Here is a 14,630-nt window from a genome sequence, read left to right on the forward strand (position 1 = left end):
TTCGGATTCAGTTTTCAGGAATCAAATCCTGAAGCATTTACGCTGTAAATGCCCGTTTGGTGGCGATAGCGGAGGGGTTCCACACGTACCCATCCCGAACACGACCGTTAAGCCCTCCAGCGCCGATGGTACTTGGACCGAAGGGTCCTGGGAGAGTAGGACGTTGCCAAGCACACAAGACCACTGTTGATTCTCAAACAGTGGTCTTTTTGTATATTCGGCGATGCGTGAAAGTAGTTATCTACAATTGCCTCAGCACTAAAATAACTAAGAGCCAGGAAGTTCTGGATGTGGACAGTTTGTGCGCAGAATACAGGTGAATTCAAGATGAAGAATACTTATACACATGTGGATAGATTTAGTTTTTTTGATACTTCTCCCCAAACGATGTGGATATCCGTTAGAATAATGTGGATAGGTACCGAAAATTGGGGATAGATAGGTGAAGGAGCCAAAAGTTATGGACAAGCATAGCAGCTTTTTGTGGACAGAGCATTTCAGGGTTCAGGCAAGTGACACGGATTACCGGTCAAGGGGCAAGCTCTCCTTCCTGCTGGATATTATGCAGCGTGCTGCGGATTCGGCTGTAAGCAGTCTGGGGCTAAGTATGGAGAGCATGCTCAAGGCGGGAATGGGCTGGATGATCATCACCCTTGATCTGAATCTGCAGCGTCTGCCGTCCCCGGGTGAGCTTCTCGATGTACATACCTGGAGTAAAGGAAACAAAGGACCCCTCTGGCAGCGGGATTACCGGATCTATGATGCCCAAGGTGTAGAGCTTGCTTCGGCGCGCTCGATCTGGGCGCTTGTGGATATCGAAAAGCGGAAGATTCTGCGTCCTTCTGCACTACCTATTGCGGTGGAGCCGTATCTGGAGGATTCCGTAGGGAGTCTGCCGGATAAAGTGATCATTCCACCTGAACTTTCCTTGCAGGAGGCTTACCGTTATCAGGTGAGATACAGCGGGCTGGATAACAACAAACATCTTAACAATGCGCGATATGTAGATTTATGCTGTGATGCACTGTCGCTGGAGGAGTGGGAGGAGTTAGAGCCTATAGGGCTTCATATTACCTATACCCATGAGGCCAAGTATGGTGAAGAGATCCGTGTTATGCGTTCCCCTCTGACTGAAGAAGGATTATATCTGCGCGGACATGACGGGGAGCGGATATTTTTTGAAGCATGCCTGAAGCTTAAGCGTTAGGTTGATTACGGTTAAAGTTACTTTCATAGCATAAAATTTGGACAGTTGCTCGGATTACAGGGAAACTGTCTTTTGTCGTATTCGGCTATTTCTCTAGATGTCACAAATATACAGTTGGCATTCGTTATACAGGTGTAAAAGGAAAATGGAGGTGATTCCTTTGGAGCAAGGCAACCCCGGGAGCCCATTGAATCCAAATAAGATTGAAGATGCCATTCTAAAGGTACACGCAGGTGACAGGCAGGCGTTCACAACCATAATCACTGCGTATGAAAGAAAGATCTACACGTATTGCTACTATATTTTGAGGAGCCGTGAAGAAGCAGAGGATGCTGTGCAAGATATATTCGTTAAAGTGTATCAGCAGCTTAGGCGTTATGAGCAGCGGGTTTCTTTTTCGGCCTGGCTGTATAAGGTGGCTTATCATCATTGCCTGGACCAGCTTCGCAGGCGTAAGCGCCGCAGCCGGTTGCTGTCCCTGTATAAGCTGCAACTGATGACGAATCAACAAGCGTTGCCGGAGGAGTCGCCGGTAGACCGGATTTTTGAAAATCTCACTTCTGAAGAGCGGGGGCTATTAATCCTTCGTGTCATTGAACAATACAGCTTCGAAGAGATCTCACTGATTACAGGAAGCAGTTCGGCGGCGCAGCGCAAAAAGTATGAACGGCTCCGTAAAAAACTGATTCAGCAAAAAGCGGATGAAGGAGGATGTGCTCATGGCAAAATGGCAGAGTCAAACTGAGAAGCAAATGCTGGAACAGATTCGCGGCAGCCTCGCAAGCGTGGAGTTTCCTGTGGACAGCTATAATGAGCAGATTATGAACCGGATTGAGCATTTGGAGACTAGAAGAGGAAGCAAATTGCTTAAAAAGACGTTGGCAGCCGCAAGCATAGCTGTAGTGATAGGGGTAGGTACAATCACAGCAGGATTCATCTCCCCTGCCTGGGCTGATACATTGAGTCAAATCCCCGTGTTCAACAGTATATTCAAGCATACGGAGAACCCGGGACTGAAATTGGCGGCGGAACAGGGCCTGACGACTTCACCTAACATGAGCGTGACCAAGGATGGAGTGACGTTAAGTGTTACGGAGGTGTTTTATGACGGGATTCAGCTGGCTATTGGATTTGAAAGAGCTGGAGTAGAGGATGGGCGGATGCTGGCTGAAATCACTGATTATAAAACTCACGAATTCGATCAATCGACCAAAGGGCTGCTGGGGTTGCCTGAACTTACCCTGGAATCCGGGGAGCCTATCGGTTCCGGTTCTTCTTCTACAGGAAACGTAAAGGGACAACCGAATACCCTTTTATTGGAAATAAGGGAATTGTGGAATGCATCAGCTTTGGGAGATGAATTCAAGGTGAACATCCGTGTGCCGGTTGCCCAGATCGCCGAGCCCTTTGAGTTCCAGGTAACGGCGAAGAAGCTTGCGGAGGGAATCATCAATCTTACTCCGGGTCTGGGGGCAAGTAAAGACTCCTTCCATTATAAAGTAAAGAGTCTGGACATCACGCCTGCTGCTATGAGGCTGATCGTCACCAGTGAAGGAGAGGTGCCTGCATCGCCGGAGCAGACAGGGGAATATGGTCCAACGGCGGTATTTTATGAGCTTGTGGATGATGCCGGTAATGTTGTTACTTCCAAGCAAGGATATGCCTTGATGAAGGCAGTTCAGCATCCCATTGTGGATAGCCTGTATAATACCTTCCCGCAAATCCCTAAGACGATTACGGTCAGACCGTATACAATGACTTTGGATAATGAGCTGAAGCTCTTGCTGGATGCCAATGGGAAACCGGTGCGAACTTATCATAAGGACCTTGAGAGCACTATTGTGATTCCGTGAACCCGCGAAAGCGGGAATGGTTAAAATTTGGATGTTTCTGGTCCGCGTCTGCTGTGCAGATGCGGGCTTTTTTTGATAGATAAGAATATATGTTGTGGGGTTATCTTGCTGATTAGAGCAGCGTTAACGGGATGTAGATTTCACTTACGGAGTCCGGATGGTGGGGGCCCAGATAGTCTTGGCCGTAGTATTCAAATTCATAAGAGAGGTTCAGGCGGTAATCGGTTCTAGGCAGAAAAACGCCATAGATATATTTGTAGGTGGCAGAGACTTCTGCAGATGGCCCTGTATGCTTAAATCTGAGATAACGTGCTGGTGGCAGTGTGTGGATAGGCAGGCTGTTGCCTAATTGTCCACAGCTAGTCTGAAGGGTAGTGCCGGCACGTACAGTTGTTGAGGCATTCAGCTCGCAGGCAATGTGAAAGGAGATTCCGTTATCTTCATAGTTATCAGGCCAATAGCCTAGCTGGTAATACTGTTCTGGAACCTTACGGTCAGGGATGACGGAAAGACTGCTGAATAGCTGTTCCCATGCCGCACCGATGACTGACTGATCTTGGGTAATGGTAATGAACGGCCCCTGCAGCCTGATCTCACCAAGCTCAATCAGGTCAGGAGAGGCGCCCTTCTGATCTGACCAATGAGGCAAATCAGCCGGCTGTAACGGATGCAGCAACAGAGGGATATCCGGGTTAGACTTGTGGCGGATATGGGTGGGGGTAGTGTGCAGCAATCTTTTGAAGGCCCGGGTGAAGGTCTCGTAATCATTATAAGCATAGTCCAGTGAGATCTCGTGAAAGGTCCGCTCGGGTCTGCCTAGAATATCTCTGGCCGCCTCGGAAATCCTCCGTCTTGCAATATAGTCGCCCGGTGTGAGTCCGGTAACTCCCTGAAACAGGCGGATGAAGTGGAACAGCGAATAGCCCGTCTCCCTGGAGAGGGTCAGAACAGACAGCGGCTGCTTCAGATTGGCTTCAATATACTGGATGGCCTGCAGAATAAGCTGGCTGTTCTTCATGTAAATCCTCTCCTTGACGTTCTATTCTACAGTCCACTCTCCCCATGTGGCAGCCCATCCGGGTACTCTAACCTCACGGACACGGTCGGTGGAAGGGAAATAAGCTTTGATATCAAGCACTGGCGTTCCCGGATAGGCATCCAGTCCGCTGACCTCTACAAATCCCTGATCAAGGTCGACGGAGATAATACGGGCAACCGTAAGTCCAAGCGGATTAGGGCGGACTGGAGACCGGGTCGCAAAAACACCGCTTACCGGGGCATCATAGGGAGGCTCGATCTGAGTAGTCCCCCGGAAGCAATCTTCTGCAAACTCATGAATCCACCACAGGATCTGGCAGTGGCTGAAAGCATCTAACCCCTTCAAGGCAGGTCTGTATTCGGGTCTAATCTCAAGTCGCAGGTTATGCTGTGTTCCCGTTACTACTCCTACTGGTATAATATTATACGATTCTAAGGCGGGCATTGGCTGTGACTCCTTTCGGCTGGGGGATGATTCTAGTCTATCGGAAGTGAAGGGAATTCGGCCTGATGATAATTGCGGACTTGTATGTCATGGTATAATAGGTTGTTGATGACAGGAAGGGGATGGAACGATGAAGGTGCTGGTATTGGCGGAGAAGCCGTCGGTGGCCCGTGAGCTTGCGCGGGTGCTGGGGTGCGGGAATAAACAGAAGAGCTATATGGAAGGTCCGAAATATGTGGTGACCTGGGCGCTGGGGCATCTGGTGGGCCTGGCTGAGCCTGAGGACTATAACAATAAATATGCAACCTGGGCGCTGGAGGATCTGCCGATTCTTCCAGAGAAGGCCAAGCTGAAGGTGCTGCGCGAGACGAGCCAGCAATATAAGGCTGTGCAGCAGCTGATGAAACGGCAGGATATCGAGGAGCTGATTGTAGCAACGGATGCGGCGCGTGAGGGTGAACTGCTGGCGCGCTGGATTATGAATATGGCTGGCTGGAAAAAGCCGTTCCGGCGGCTGTGGATCTCTTCGCAGACGGATAAGGCGATTAAGGAAGGGTTCGCTTCGCTGCGGCCTGGGCGGGACTTCGACCGGCTGTATGAATCTGCCCGTTGCCGGGCCGAGGCGGATTGGATGATCGGATTGAATGTGACACGGGCCTTAACCTGCAAGTTCGGCGCGCCGCTCTCGGCAGGGCGTGTACAGACCCCTACGCTGGGGATGATTATGGACCGGGAGAATGAGATTACCGGCTTCCGTTCCCAGGAATATGATCTGCTGACGGCAGATTTCGGGAATTTCCAGGCAGGATGGCGCGCGCAGGGCGGGGATGGCCGGATTTTTGATAGAGAGAAGACAGGAGTTCTTAAAGATAAGCTGACAGGCCGCAGCGGGCGGATCACCAAGGTGCAGAAGAGTGAGAAAAGCGAGCCTCATCCGCTGGCCTATGATCTGACAGAGCTGCAGAGGGATGCCAACCGCAAATTCGGCTTCTCGGCCAAGCAGACTTCAAGTGTGCTGCAGAAGCTGTATGAGCAGCATAAGCTGGTCACTTATCCGCGTACAGACAGCCGCTATTTGACCGCAGATATGACGGGGACGCTAAAAGAAAGACTCGACAGCGTGGCTGTCGGGCCGTATGCGGCCCTCGCCAGACCGCTGCTGCGGAAGCCGCTGCCGATCACGAAGCGGATTGTCGATGACAGCAAGGTCAGCGATCACCACGCGATTATTCCGACCGAGCAGACGGTGCTGCTCAATCTGCTGAGTGCGGAAGAGCGGAAGCTCTACGATCTGATCGTACGGCGGTTCATCAGCCTGTTCTATCCTCCGGCCCGCTATGATGCGGTAGCTGTGACGGTAACTGTGGAAGGAGAAAGCTTCCATGTGAAAGGGACCACCGTCAAGGATGCCGGCTGGCGTGAAGTGTACGGCGGGGATATGAGTTCCGATGAGGATGAAGATGAGAGCAATGCGGGGGATGAGCCCGCAGCAGGCAGTGTGAAGCTGCCGGAGCTGCGGGAAGGTGACAGTGTGAAGGTTGCGCGCTGCATCATCAAGCCGGGGCGGACACAGCCGCCGAAGCGTTATAATGAAGCTTCGCTGCTGACGCAGATGGAGAAGCATGGCCTGGGGACCCCGGCTACCCGTGCGGATATTATCGAGAAGCTGGTCAGCTCGGATACGATTGAACGGCAGGGGAATCTGCTGCATCCGACCGGCAAGGGCAAGCAGCTGATCGGGCTGGTATCCGGCAAGCTGCGTACTCCGGACCTGACGGCGCGCTGGGAAGCGGAGCTGGAAAGAATCGCGCGCGGGCAAGGGCGCCCGGAGCCTTTTTTGCAGGGTATCCGCAGTATGGCCGAGGAGCTGGTGTCCGGGGTGAAGAACAGCGGAGCGGAATACAAGCCGCATAATGTCTCTAACAGCCATTGTCCGGAGTGTGGAACAAGGATGTTAGAGAAGAAGACCAAGCGCGGCAAGCTGCTGGTCTGTCCCAAGGAAGACTGCGGCTACACCCGGGCGGGCGAGAAGCAGCTGTCGAACCGCCGCTGTCCGCAGTGCCATAAGAAGATGGAGATGAAGGAAGGCAAGGCCGGGAAGTATGTGCAGTGCCTCGGCTGCGGGATTACAGAGACGATGGATAAGGACCACAAGCATATCAACAAACGCGAGCAGCAGAAGCTGGTTCAGCAGTACAGCAAGACGGAAAGTGCAGGCAACAATCTTGGAGATCTGCTGAAGGCTGCGATGGAAGCAAAGCAGAAGGGCAAGTAGCCGCAAGAAGGTGGAAGGCTGTACAACCGGGCAAGCTAACCTGATGTGGGATAGAGCTGTTAGGTGGATGGGCTCATGATGAAAGACTAGGTAACAAAGAAAGGCGCCTAATAAGACTGCCGGGACATACCGGTGGTCTTATTGCGGCTTAAGGACTGTCCAAGGGACGGCAGATATGATTTACTTAGAGGGTTGAAACGGGATCAGGGGTTAGGGTTCCGGTAAATAGAGCGGGGCGGGTGATGAAGTGGCGGCGGCTGAAGGGATGGAGAGAGTGGTGAAAGCGGCAGAGGCTCCGGGGAAGAAGGGGAGCAGCCGGTTGTATTTTTTGGTGATTGTCTTCATGTTCTGGTTCTCTTCTTATATCTATGTTCCGGTGCTCTCTCCGTATGTGGAGCATCTGGGGGCTTCTTATGTCATGGTGGGATCGGTGCTCGGCGTATACGGCCTGATGCAGATTCTGTTCCGGCTGCCGATAGGTATCGGCTCGGATATTCTTAACCGGCGGCGGCCGTTTATTGTTCTGGGTCTGATCGCAAGCGGGGCGAGCTGTCTGCTATTCCTGGCAGGGGCACATCCGGGCTGGGCACTGGCGGCACGCGCGGTCTCGGGGATTGCGGCATCGGCGTGGGTGGTGTACTCGGTGATGTTCGCGGGATATTTTCCAAAAGAAGAGGCGGGCAGGGCTATGGGCATGCTCCAGTTCACCACGGTGATTGCCCAGTTGACCAGCATGATGATCAGCGGCTATATCGTAGATCACTTCGGCTGGAATACCCCGTTCATTATCGGGGGGATTGTGGCGGCGGCCGCGATGCTGCTGGTCATCCGTCTTCCAGAGCAACAGCTGGAGAAGCGCACGGCGATCCAGATCAAGGATCTGGCCGGTGTGGTGAAGGAGCCGCTGCTGATCAAAGTATCCCTGTTGTCCGTGCTGGCACATTGTGTGCTGTTCATTACGATGTTTGGCTATACGCCGAATCAGGCGCTGTATATTGGAGCGAGCAAGGGGAGTCTCGGCTGGCTGACGCTGGCTTTTATGCTGCCTCATGCGATAGCTACCCTGTATGGCGCGCGATTATTCGGCCGGTGGCTGGGGGACCGGGGGACGCTGATGCTGGGTTTTGCCGGAAGTGCGGTGTTCACGCTGCTCATTCCTTCGATGCCGACGCTTGCAGCGCTATGTGCAACACAGATCGGGAACGGCTTCATGCAGGGCCTCATCTTCCCGCTGCTATTAGGTAAATCGGTCTCGGGGGTAGCTCCGTTCAAGCGTGCGACGGCCATGGGCTTCTATCAGGCGGTGTATGCGATCGGCATGTCCGGCGGCCCTTTTGTGGCGGGATGGATGAGTGCGGCGTATGGCCTGCGCGGAGGTTTCTGGCTGGGGGCCATTGCAGCTGCGCTGGCTGCGGGTCTGTCCTGGTTCTGGATCAGAGAGGCCGGAGAAGCAGGCGAAGCGGGCCAAAAAGGACGGCGGATGCCGGGCCGGTGATGGCAGGTTATTGGTTTTTTGCCGGAAAGGGTAATATAATAGAGAGCAGGATAGGATGCTAGGAGGAGGGGCCGGAGGGATGGTCAAGGTTGTATTGCTGTGGTTCGCGCTGATCAACATTATCGGGTATGTGGTGATGTCGGAAGACAAGAACAAGGCCCGGAAAAGACGGGATCGGGTGCCGGAGAAAACACTGTTTCTGCTGGCGTTCATGGGCGGTGCGCTGGGTGTGCTGATTGCCATGTACCGCAAGCGCCACAAGACAAGGCATACTTCCTTCAGACTCGGAATTCCGCTGCTGCTGCTGCTGAATATGGTGCTGTACGGGTATTTTTTGAGGTAAGTGGCTTGCAGGCTTGGCTAAGATGTAAATAATAGAAAGAGGTGGCGTATATGTTATTCTCTAAAATCGTGCTTGCCTATGACGGTTCAAAAGCTTCGAATCTGGCCCTGGAACGGGCGATCGAACTGGCTAAGGTAACGCCAGGGTCCTCCCTGTACGTCGTACATGCATTTGAATTCCCGCGGTTCTTCATCGGGGAAGCTCTCGCGCCTCTGCCGGCATCGGTGAACAAGGACTATTATGACCTCGCGGTCCAGACTACGGATGAAGTGAAAAGCCGCCTGGAAGCCGAAGGCCTGAATGCTACAGTAGAGCTGCTGCAGGGATCGCCTGCGGAAGTGATTCTGAATTATGCGAAGGAACAGGGTGCAGATGTGATTGTAATCGGCAGCCGCGGGCTGGGCGGAATCCGGGAGTTCGTCCTGGGCAGCGTCAGCCATAATGTGGTGCAAAGTGCACGCATTCCGGTGCTGGTTGTTAAATAATAGGAAGTTTAGGAGAGGAGCGCTGCGGCGTTCCCCTCTTTTTTAGTATGCAAATGGGTAGATTAGCGGGAATAAGATTTTTATTCATGCTCAAAAGCGAACAATTTACAGTCATGATATGACAATGTTCGTGTTTAAGTTGACATGATGTGTAGGGCATTGTTAAACTGAATCTATGAAGAGCTCGTATAAAGCCGGGGATAGGGCCCGGAAGTTTCTACCCGGTAACCGTAAATTGCCGGACTACGAGGAAATAGGATAACTGGAACGGCAGCCGTTGCCTCCCTCTATACCAGGGCGGTGTTCCTGCACCCTCCTCTGTTCAAGGACGGGTCTGAACAGGTGCCGGCCCGTTACCTCCTGATTCCTTAGTAGTCCGGGTCCACCCGCAGCACAATGCGTCTGGAATCCGGGCTATTTTTTTGTCGGATGTGCGGGAATACGACAGGAAACGGGATACACTTAAATCAGAGAATTCTCTATTACGGAAATGGAAGGCTGGGTGAACGATGTCTGTGCAAGTAGGTGTCATTATGGGCAGCAAATCGGACTATGAAACGATGGAGCATACCTGTGCGGTGCTGGAGGAGCTGGGCATAGCTTATGAGAAAAAGGTTGTCTCCGCACACCGCACGCCGGATCTGATGTTCCGTTATGCCGAGGAGGCGGCGGAGCGCGGCCTGCGGGTCATTATCGCCGGAGCGGGCGGCGCGGCGCATCTGCCGGGTATGGTGGCTGCTAAGACCACGCTGCCGGTCATCGGTGTACCTGTGCAGTCGAAAGCCTTGAACGGCATGGATTCGCTGCTGTCTATTGTGCAGATGCCAGCGGGTGTCCCCGTAGCCACGGTAGCTATCGGCCGCGCCGGAGCTATTAATGCGGGGCTGCTGGCGGCGCAGATCATCGGCGCCTTCGAGCCGGAGGTGGCGGAACGGGTGCAGCAGCGGCGCGAGGCGACTCAGCGCGAGGTGCTGGAAAGCAGCGAGAGCCTATGAGGCCGGAGGAGCTGAAGGCCGGAGGCCTGGAGGGTAGCGCGGAGCAGGTTGGGGCTGAGCGGGCGATCAAGGCTGAAGGTGCCGGGGCTGATCGGGCGGTAAAGGCTGGAGGCAGAGAGATAGCTGCCGGGGCTGAAGCGGAGTCGGAAGAGACCGGGGGGCAGCCGCCACGGACGCTGCTGCCCGGCGCAACGATCGGCGTGCTCGGCGGCGGGCAACTCGGGCGTATGCTGGCGCTGTCCGGCAGCGCCATGGGCTACCGCTTCGTGGCGCTGGACCCAGCCAAGGATGCGCCGTGCGGGCAGGTTACGCCGCAGATCACCGCGGCGTATAATGACCGCGATGCCGCGCGTGAGCTGGCGCGGCGCTCGGACGTCATCACGTACGAGTTCGAGAACGTGGACGCGGGCGTAGCCGCGCTGCTGACGGAGGAATCGTACGTGCCGCAGGGCAGCGCGCTGCTGTACACGACGCAGCACCGGCTGCGCGAGAAGGCGGCTATCGAGGCGGCGGGCGTGCCCGTTGCCCCATACCGCAAGGTCGGCAGCCTGGCGGAGCTGGAAGCGGCGGCTGCCGGCCTGGGCCTGCCCTGTGTGCTGAAGACAGCCACAGGGGGGTACGACGGCAAGGGACAAGCCGTCATCCGCAAGCCGGAAGAGCTGACGGCGGCGTTCCGGCAGGTTGCGCCGGGCGCATTGGCCCAGGCAGACGGGGCCGCGCCAGTGGACGTCCCCGAGCTGGTGCTGGAGAAATTCATCACCTTCAAGTGTGAGATTTCGGTCATTGCCGCCCGCAGCGCATCCGGAGAAGTTAAGAGCTTCCCGCCTGCCGAGAACATTCACGTGGATAATATCCTGCATCTCTCGATTGTGCCCGCCAGGGTGCCGGAGGAGATTCAGCGGCGGGCCTGCGAGCTGGCGGAGAAGATTGTCTCCGGCATGGGAGCTGTTGGACTGCTGGCGGTAGAGATGTTCGTGACGGAGGACGGAGAGCTGTTCGTTAATGAGCTGGCGCCGCGTCCGCATAACTCCGGGCATTACACGATGGATGCCTGTGTGACCTCGCAGTTCGAGCAGCATGTGCGGGCGATCTGCAATCTGCCGCTGGGGGATACCTCGCTGCTTACGCCAGTTGTGATGGTGAATGTACTCGGCCAGCATTTGGATGGAGCCATTCAGGCAGCCTGCCTGCCGAGCGAAGAAGCAGACAGGCTTGGGGTATCAGCCAAGCTTCATATATACGGCAAGACAGAGAGCAAGACCGGCCGCAAAATGGGCCATATCAACCTGCTCTGCAAGGATACCGGCGACGGATTGTCCTGGGTAGAGCAAACTAACCTTTGGAGGAACTGAAAAGCTATGATCGAACGTTACAGCAGACCTGAGATGCGGGCCATTTGGACCGAAGAGAACAAATTCAACGCGTGGCTGGAAGTTGAAATCTGTGCCTGTGAGGCGTGGGCTGAACTGGGTGTGATCCCGCAGGAGGATGCCGCGAAGCTGCGCAAGGATGCCAAATTCGACATCGCACGGATCGACGAAATTGAACAGGAAACGCGCCATGACGTCATTGCTTTTACCCGTGCGGTATCCGAGAGTCTGGGGGCAGAGCGCAAATGGGTGCATTACGGTCTGACCTCCACGGACGTTGTCGATACGGCGCTTGGCTATCTGCTGCGTCAGGCCAACGAAATTCTGGAACAGGATATTATCCGCTTTATTGAGATTCTGAAGGATAAAGCCATCGCCTACAAGGATACCCCTATGATGGGCCGTACCCATGGCGTACATGCGGAGCCAACGACCTTCGGGCTGAAGATGGCGCTGTGGTATGAGGAAATGAAGCGTAATCTGGAGCGTTTCCGTCATGCGGCAAAAGGGGTGCAGTTCGGCAAAATCTCCGGGGCAGTCGGCACCTATGCCAACATCGACCCGTTCGTTGAGGAATTTGTCTGCCGGAAGCTGGGCACAAGCCCCGCTCCAATCTCGACGCAGACCTTGCAACGTGACCGTCACGCGGAATACATGGCGGCGCTGGCGCTGGTTGCCACTTCCCTGGATAAGTTCGCTACCGAGATCCGCGCTTTGCAGAAGAGTGAGATCCGCGAGGTAGAGGAAGCTTTTGCCAAGGGTCAAAAGGGTTCATCAGCTATGCCGCACAAGCGCAACCCGATCGGCTGCGAGAACATCTCCGGCCTGTCGCGCGTGATCCGCGGCCACATGATGACAGCTTACGAGAACGTGCCGCTGTGGCATGAGCGCGATATCTCGCATTCCTCGGTAGAACGGATTATCCTGCCGGATGCGACCATGCTGCTGAACTACATGCTGAACCGCTTCGGCAATATCGTGAAGAACCTGACCGTGTTCCCGGAGAATATGAAGCGCAACATGAACCGTACCTTCGGCGTTCCGTTCTCCGGCCGCATCCTGACGAAGCTGATCGACAAAGGCTTCAGCCGCGAACAGGCATACGACACTGTACAGCCGCGTGCCATGCAGGCCTGGGAAGAGCAGACCCAGTTCCGTGACATCGTGGAAGCCACCCCGGAGATCACGGCCGTGCTCAGCCCGGAAGAGATCGAGGATGCGTTCAATCCTTCCTGGCATCTGAAGCATGTGGACACCATCTTCCGCAAGCTGGAGCTGATCTAATTATTTTTTTAAAAAAGGTAAGTCAGTGGTGAACTGATGAGCTGGAGAAGATATGGCGGAGCGGTGGGGGCAGTAGTTGTTCTGGAGTGTAAGCGACAGGGGGGACACGATTAGACATTGGGGTTAAAAGAGGAACGGAGAGGAATTTTGGAACTGTAGAAGCGACAGCGTTCGCCTTTATGTTTGGATTTCTACCGCTGCCTGCGGTTCAAATCAGGAAATTCAAACATAACAGCGATCGGAAGTCCAAAATTTCCGCAGTGACCCTATTAACCCAAAGGAGTAATTCAGTTTCCGCTCAAGCGAAGCGAAGGAATCTCAGCGCCTCAAGCGCTTTTAGCCCAAATATACGCAAGATCATTTGTTCAAGGGAGGAAAGGTCATGACATCAACGGCCGTATCCACTGCCGTGGAACTCGTAAATGCGCCGCTGCTCTACAAAGGCAAGGTTCGTGAGCTGTACGATTTGGGGGATGAGGTGCTGATTGTCGTTACCGACCGGATCTCCGCATTCGATTATGTGCTGGACCCGGCGGTGCCGGACAAGGGCAATGTGCTGAACCGGCTTAGCGCCTTCTGGTTCGGCCAGACAAAGGAGCTTATCGAGAACCATGTGGTTCATATCGAGGTGGATAAGCTCGGGGATATTGCGAAGGACCGCGAAGCGCTAAGGAACCGTATTATGGTGGTTCGCAAAGCCCAGCGGATCGATATCGAATGTGTCGTGCGCGGCTGCATTACAGGCGGCGGCTGGCGGCAGTATCAGGAGACCGGCCGGGTGAACGGCATCGGGCTGCCCAAGGGACTGCGGAAGAATGCAGTGCTGGCGGAGCCGATTTTCACACCTGCGGCTAAGAATGATGTAGGTCATGACGAGGACATTCCGTTTGAGCAGATGCAGGAACAGATCGGTGCGGAGCTTGCGCAGGAGCTTAAGGAGAAGAGCCTGAAGCTGTTCGCTTTTGCCAGAGAATATTGTAATGAACGCGGGATCATCCTCGCCGATTGCAAATTCGAGTTCGGCCTGCTGGACGGTAAGGTGATTCTGATCGATGAGATTTTTACACCGGATGCTTCCCGCTTCTGGGCCAAGGACAAGTACGCTCTGGATATTGAGATCGACAGTATGGATAAGGAGCCTGTGCGGACGTACCTGGCAGCCTCCTCCTGGGATAAGAATAGTACGCCGGACCCGTTGCCGCCTGAGGTGGTCGAAGAGACATCGCGCCGGTACCTGGATATCTACCATAGACTTACCGGGATGTCGCTATAAGGAAAACCCTCTTTTGTAGATTAACCATTAAGTGTTAACTGTACTTTGTACAACTAAAACGTTCGAGAAGCCTGAAATCCGCAGTTTAACTGTACTCTGTGCAACTAAAACCTGCAGAAGCTCTTAAAAACAAGGATTCGCTGATATTTAGCTGTACGAAATACAACTACAATGAATATTGTCCCTGAAAACCGGATTTTAGATGTACAGAATGCAATTAAAGTTCCAGTTACTACCGACCGCAAGCGTAGGTGAGCGTTTCTTTTCAGATAAAGGCCTAATTCAGTTCATTAAACTCTAGGAGGAACTACAAGCGTATGTTAAAAGCGACAGTCTACGTCACCATCAAGAAAAGCGTGCTCGATCCCCAAGGTGTTGCCGTGCAGGGTGCCCTGCACTCCGTCGGTTTCCAGGAAGTTGAAAGTCTGCGGATCGGCAAGTATATGGAGCTGACGCTCGATACCGATAACCGCGCAGAAGCGGAAGGACGTCTGAAGGAAATGTGCGAGAAGCTGCTGGCCAACACGGTGATCGAGGATTACCGCTACGAATTGGAGGACTAACCAT

Annotated in this window: 14 protein-coding genes, 1 rRNA gene and 1 riboswitch; of the genes, 13 read left to right on the forward strand and 2 right to left on the reverse strand. The window is 54.1% G+C overall.

Translation table 11 applies throughout. The features are described from left to right. The first annotated feature begins 55 nt into the window (after positions 1–55). The 4 genes from rrf (at position 56) to MHH28_RS25945 (ending at position 3,060) form a co-directional block, all read left to right on the forward strand. A 5S ribosomal RNA gene (gene rrf / locus MHH28_RS25930) occupies positions 56–172 on the forward strand. A 288-nt stretch (positions 173–460) separates the two neighbouring features. After that, positions 461–1,207: an acyl-[acyl-carrier-protein] thioesterase gene (locus tag MHH28_RS25935; protein WP_405106845.1), complete on the forward strand. Its 747-nt coding sequence runs from the start codon at positions 461–463 to the stop codon at positions 1,205–1,207. Positions 1,208–1,352: 145 nt separating this feature from the next. Continuing rightward, entirely contained in the window at positions 1,353–1,952 is a 600-nt protein-coding gene (locus MHH28_RS25940) for an RNA polymerase sigma factor (RefSeq protein WP_405106847.1), read from the forward strand. Then, positions 1,927–3,060, forward strand: coding sequence for a DUF4179 domain-containing protein (locus MHH28_RS25945; protein WP_405106849.1), 1,134 nt, complete (start codon positions 1,927–1,929; stop codon positions 3,058–3,060). Before MHH28_RS25940 ends, MHH28_RS25945 begins: the two co-directional genes overlap by 26 nt. A 112-nt stretch (positions 3,061–3,172) precedes the next feature. Here MHH28_RS25945 and MHH28_RS25950 read toward each other — a convergent pair whose 3' ends face one another. Then, a complete protein-coding gene (locus tag MHH28_RS25950) occupies positions 3,173–4,078 on the reverse strand; it encodes a helix-turn-helix domain-containing protein (protein ID WP_405106851.1) in 906 nt (301 codons plus the stop codon). A gap of 21 nt (positions 4,079–4,099) precedes the next feature. Next, on the reverse strand, positions 4,100–4,543 hold the full coding sequence (gene tsaA, locus MHH28_RS25955) for a tRNA (N6-threonylcarbamoyladenosine(37)-N6)-methyltransferase TrmO (RefSeq protein WP_405106853.1): 444 nt from the start codon (positions 4,541–4,543) through the stop codon (positions 4,100–4,102). A 130-nt stretch (positions 4,544–4,673) separates the two neighbouring features. Between tsaA and MHH28_RS25960 the strand changes: the two genes are divergently transcribed. From MHH28_RS25960 to purS, 9 genes are all read left to right on the forward strand, one after another. Beyond that, positions 4,674–6,818, forward strand: a complete 2,145-nt coding sequence (locus tag MHH28_RS25960; protein ID WP_405106855.1) for a DNA topoisomerase III — start codon at positions 4,674–4,676, stop codon at positions 6,816–6,818. 265 nt (positions 6,819–7,083) lie between these two features. Continuing rightward, the gene (locus MHH28_RS25965) at positions 7,084–8,313 is read left to right on the forward strand and encodes an MFS transporter (protein ID WP_405106857.1); all 1,230 of its coding nucleotides are present in this window, start codon (positions 7,084–7,086) and stop codon (positions 8,311–8,313) included. A gap of 79 nt (positions 8,314–8,392) precedes the next feature. Then, the gene (locus tag MHH28_RS25970; RefSeq protein WP_036693313.1) at positions 8,393–8,656 is read left to right on the forward strand and encodes a DUF1294 domain-containing protein; all 264 of its coding nucleotides are present in this window, start codon (positions 8,393–8,395) and stop codon (positions 8,654–8,656) included. 50 nt (positions 8,657–8,706) lie between these two features. Beyond that, the gene (locus tag MHH28_RS25975; protein WP_405106859.1) at positions 8,707–9,141 is read left to right on the forward strand and encodes a universal stress protein; all 435 of its coding nucleotides are present in this window, start codon (positions 8,707–8,709) and stop codon (positions 9,139–9,141) included. Positions 9,142–9,305: 164 nt separating this feature from the next. After that, positions 9,306–9,407, forward strand: a riboswitch (purine riboswitch). A 243-nt stretch (positions 9,408–9,650) separates the two neighbouring features. After that, complete coding sequence (purE, locus tag MHH28_RS25980; RefSeq protein ID WP_405106862.1) at positions 9,651–10,136, forward strand: 5-(carboxyamino)imidazole ribonucleotide mutase; 486 nt, start codon at positions 9,651–9,653, stop codon at positions 10,134–10,136. Beyond that, entirely contained in the window at positions 10,133–11,488 is a 1,356-nt protein-coding gene (purK, locus tag MHH28_RS25985; RefSeq protein WP_405106865.1) for a 5-(carboxyamino)imidazole ribonucleotide synthase, read from the forward strand. Before purE ends, purK begins: the two co-directional genes overlap by 4 nt. 6 nt (positions 11,489–11,494) lie before the next feature. Next, positions 11,495–12,790, forward strand: coding sequence for an adenylosuccinate lyase (gene purB, locus MHH28_RS25990; RefSeq protein WP_405106868.1), 1,296 nt, complete (start codon positions 11,495–11,497; stop codon positions 12,788–12,790). A 382-nt stretch (positions 12,791–13,172) separates the two neighbouring features. Further along, positions 13,173–14,063: a phosphoribosylaminoimidazolesuccinocarboxamide synthase gene (locus MHH28_RS25995; RefSeq protein WP_405106871.1), complete on the forward strand. Its 891-nt coding sequence runs from the start codon at positions 13,173–13,175 to the stop codon at positions 14,061–14,063. A gap of 317 nt (positions 14,064–14,380) precedes the next feature. Further along, positions 14,381–14,626, forward strand: coding sequence for a phosphoribosylformylglycinamidine synthase subunit PurS (gene purS, locus MHH28_RS26000; RefSeq protein ID WP_019913657.1), 246 nt, complete (start codon positions 14,381–14,383; stop codon positions 14,624–14,626). The last annotated feature ends 4 nt before the right edge of the window (positions 14,627–14,630 follow it).

Source organism: Paenibacillus sp. FSL K6-1217, from assembly GCF_045040735.1.
In the GTDB taxonomy this organism is placed as follows: domain Bacteria; phylum Bacillota; class Bacilli; order Paenibacillales; family Paenibacillaceae; genus Paenibacillus_AQ.

Excerpts from the sequence above, each read along its gene's own strand:
- MHH28_RS25935 (WP_405106845.1), top strand. The coding sequence starts at position 461 with ATGGACAAGCATAGCAGCTTTTTGTGGACAGAGCATTTCAGGGTTCAG.
- MHH28_RS25940 (WP_405106847.1), top strand. The coding sequence starts at position 1,353 with ATGGAGGTGATTCCTTTGGAGCAAGGCAACCCCGGGAGCCCATTGAAT.
- MHH28_RS25945 (WP_405106849.1), top strand. The coding sequence starts at position 1,927 with ATGGCAAAATGGCAGAGTCAAACTGAGAAGCAAATGCTGGAACAGATT.
- MHH28_RS25950 (WP_405106851.1), bottom strand. The coding sequence starts at position 4,078 with ATGAAGAACAGCCAGCTTATTCTGCAGGCCATCCAGTATATTGAAGCC.
- tsaA (WP_405106853.1), bottom strand. The coding sequence starts at position 4,543 with ATGCCCGCCTTAGAATCGTATAATATTATACCAGTAGGAGTAGTAACG.
- MHH28_RS25960 (WP_405106855.1), top strand. The coding sequence starts at position 4,674 with ATGAAGGTGCTGGTATTGGCGGAGAAGCCGTCGGTGGCCCGTGAGCTT.
- MHH28_RS25965 (WP_405106857.1), top strand. The coding sequence starts at position 7,084 with ATGGAGAGAGTGGTGAAAGCGGCAGAGGCTCCGGGGAAGAAGGGGAGC.
- MHH28_RS25970 (WP_036693313.1), top strand. The coding sequence starts at position 8,393 with ATGGTCAAGGTTGTATTGCTGTGGTTCGCGCTGATCAACATTATCGGG.
- MHH28_RS25975 (WP_405106859.1), top strand. The coding sequence starts at position 8,707 with ATGTTATTCTCTAAAATCGTGCTTGCCTATGACGGTTCAAAAGCTTCG.
- purE (WP_405106862.1), top strand. The coding sequence starts at position 9,651 with ATGTCTGTGCAAGTAGGTGTCATTATGGGCAGCAAATCGGACTATGAA.
- purK (WP_405106865.1), top strand. The coding sequence starts at position 10,133 with ATGAGGCCGGAGGAGCTGAAGGCCGGAGGCCTGGAGGGTAGCGCGGAG.
- purB (WP_405106868.1), top strand. The coding sequence starts at position 11,495 with ATGATCGAACGTTACAGCAGACCTGAGATGCGGGCCATTTGGACCGAA.
- MHH28_RS25995 (WP_405106871.1), top strand. The coding sequence starts at position 13,173 with ATGACATCAACGGCCGTATCCACTGCCGTGGAACTCGTAAATGCGCCG.
- purS (WP_019913657.1), top strand. The coding sequence starts at position 14,381 with ATGTTAAAAGCGACAGTCTACGTCACCATCAAGAAAAGCGTGCTCGAT.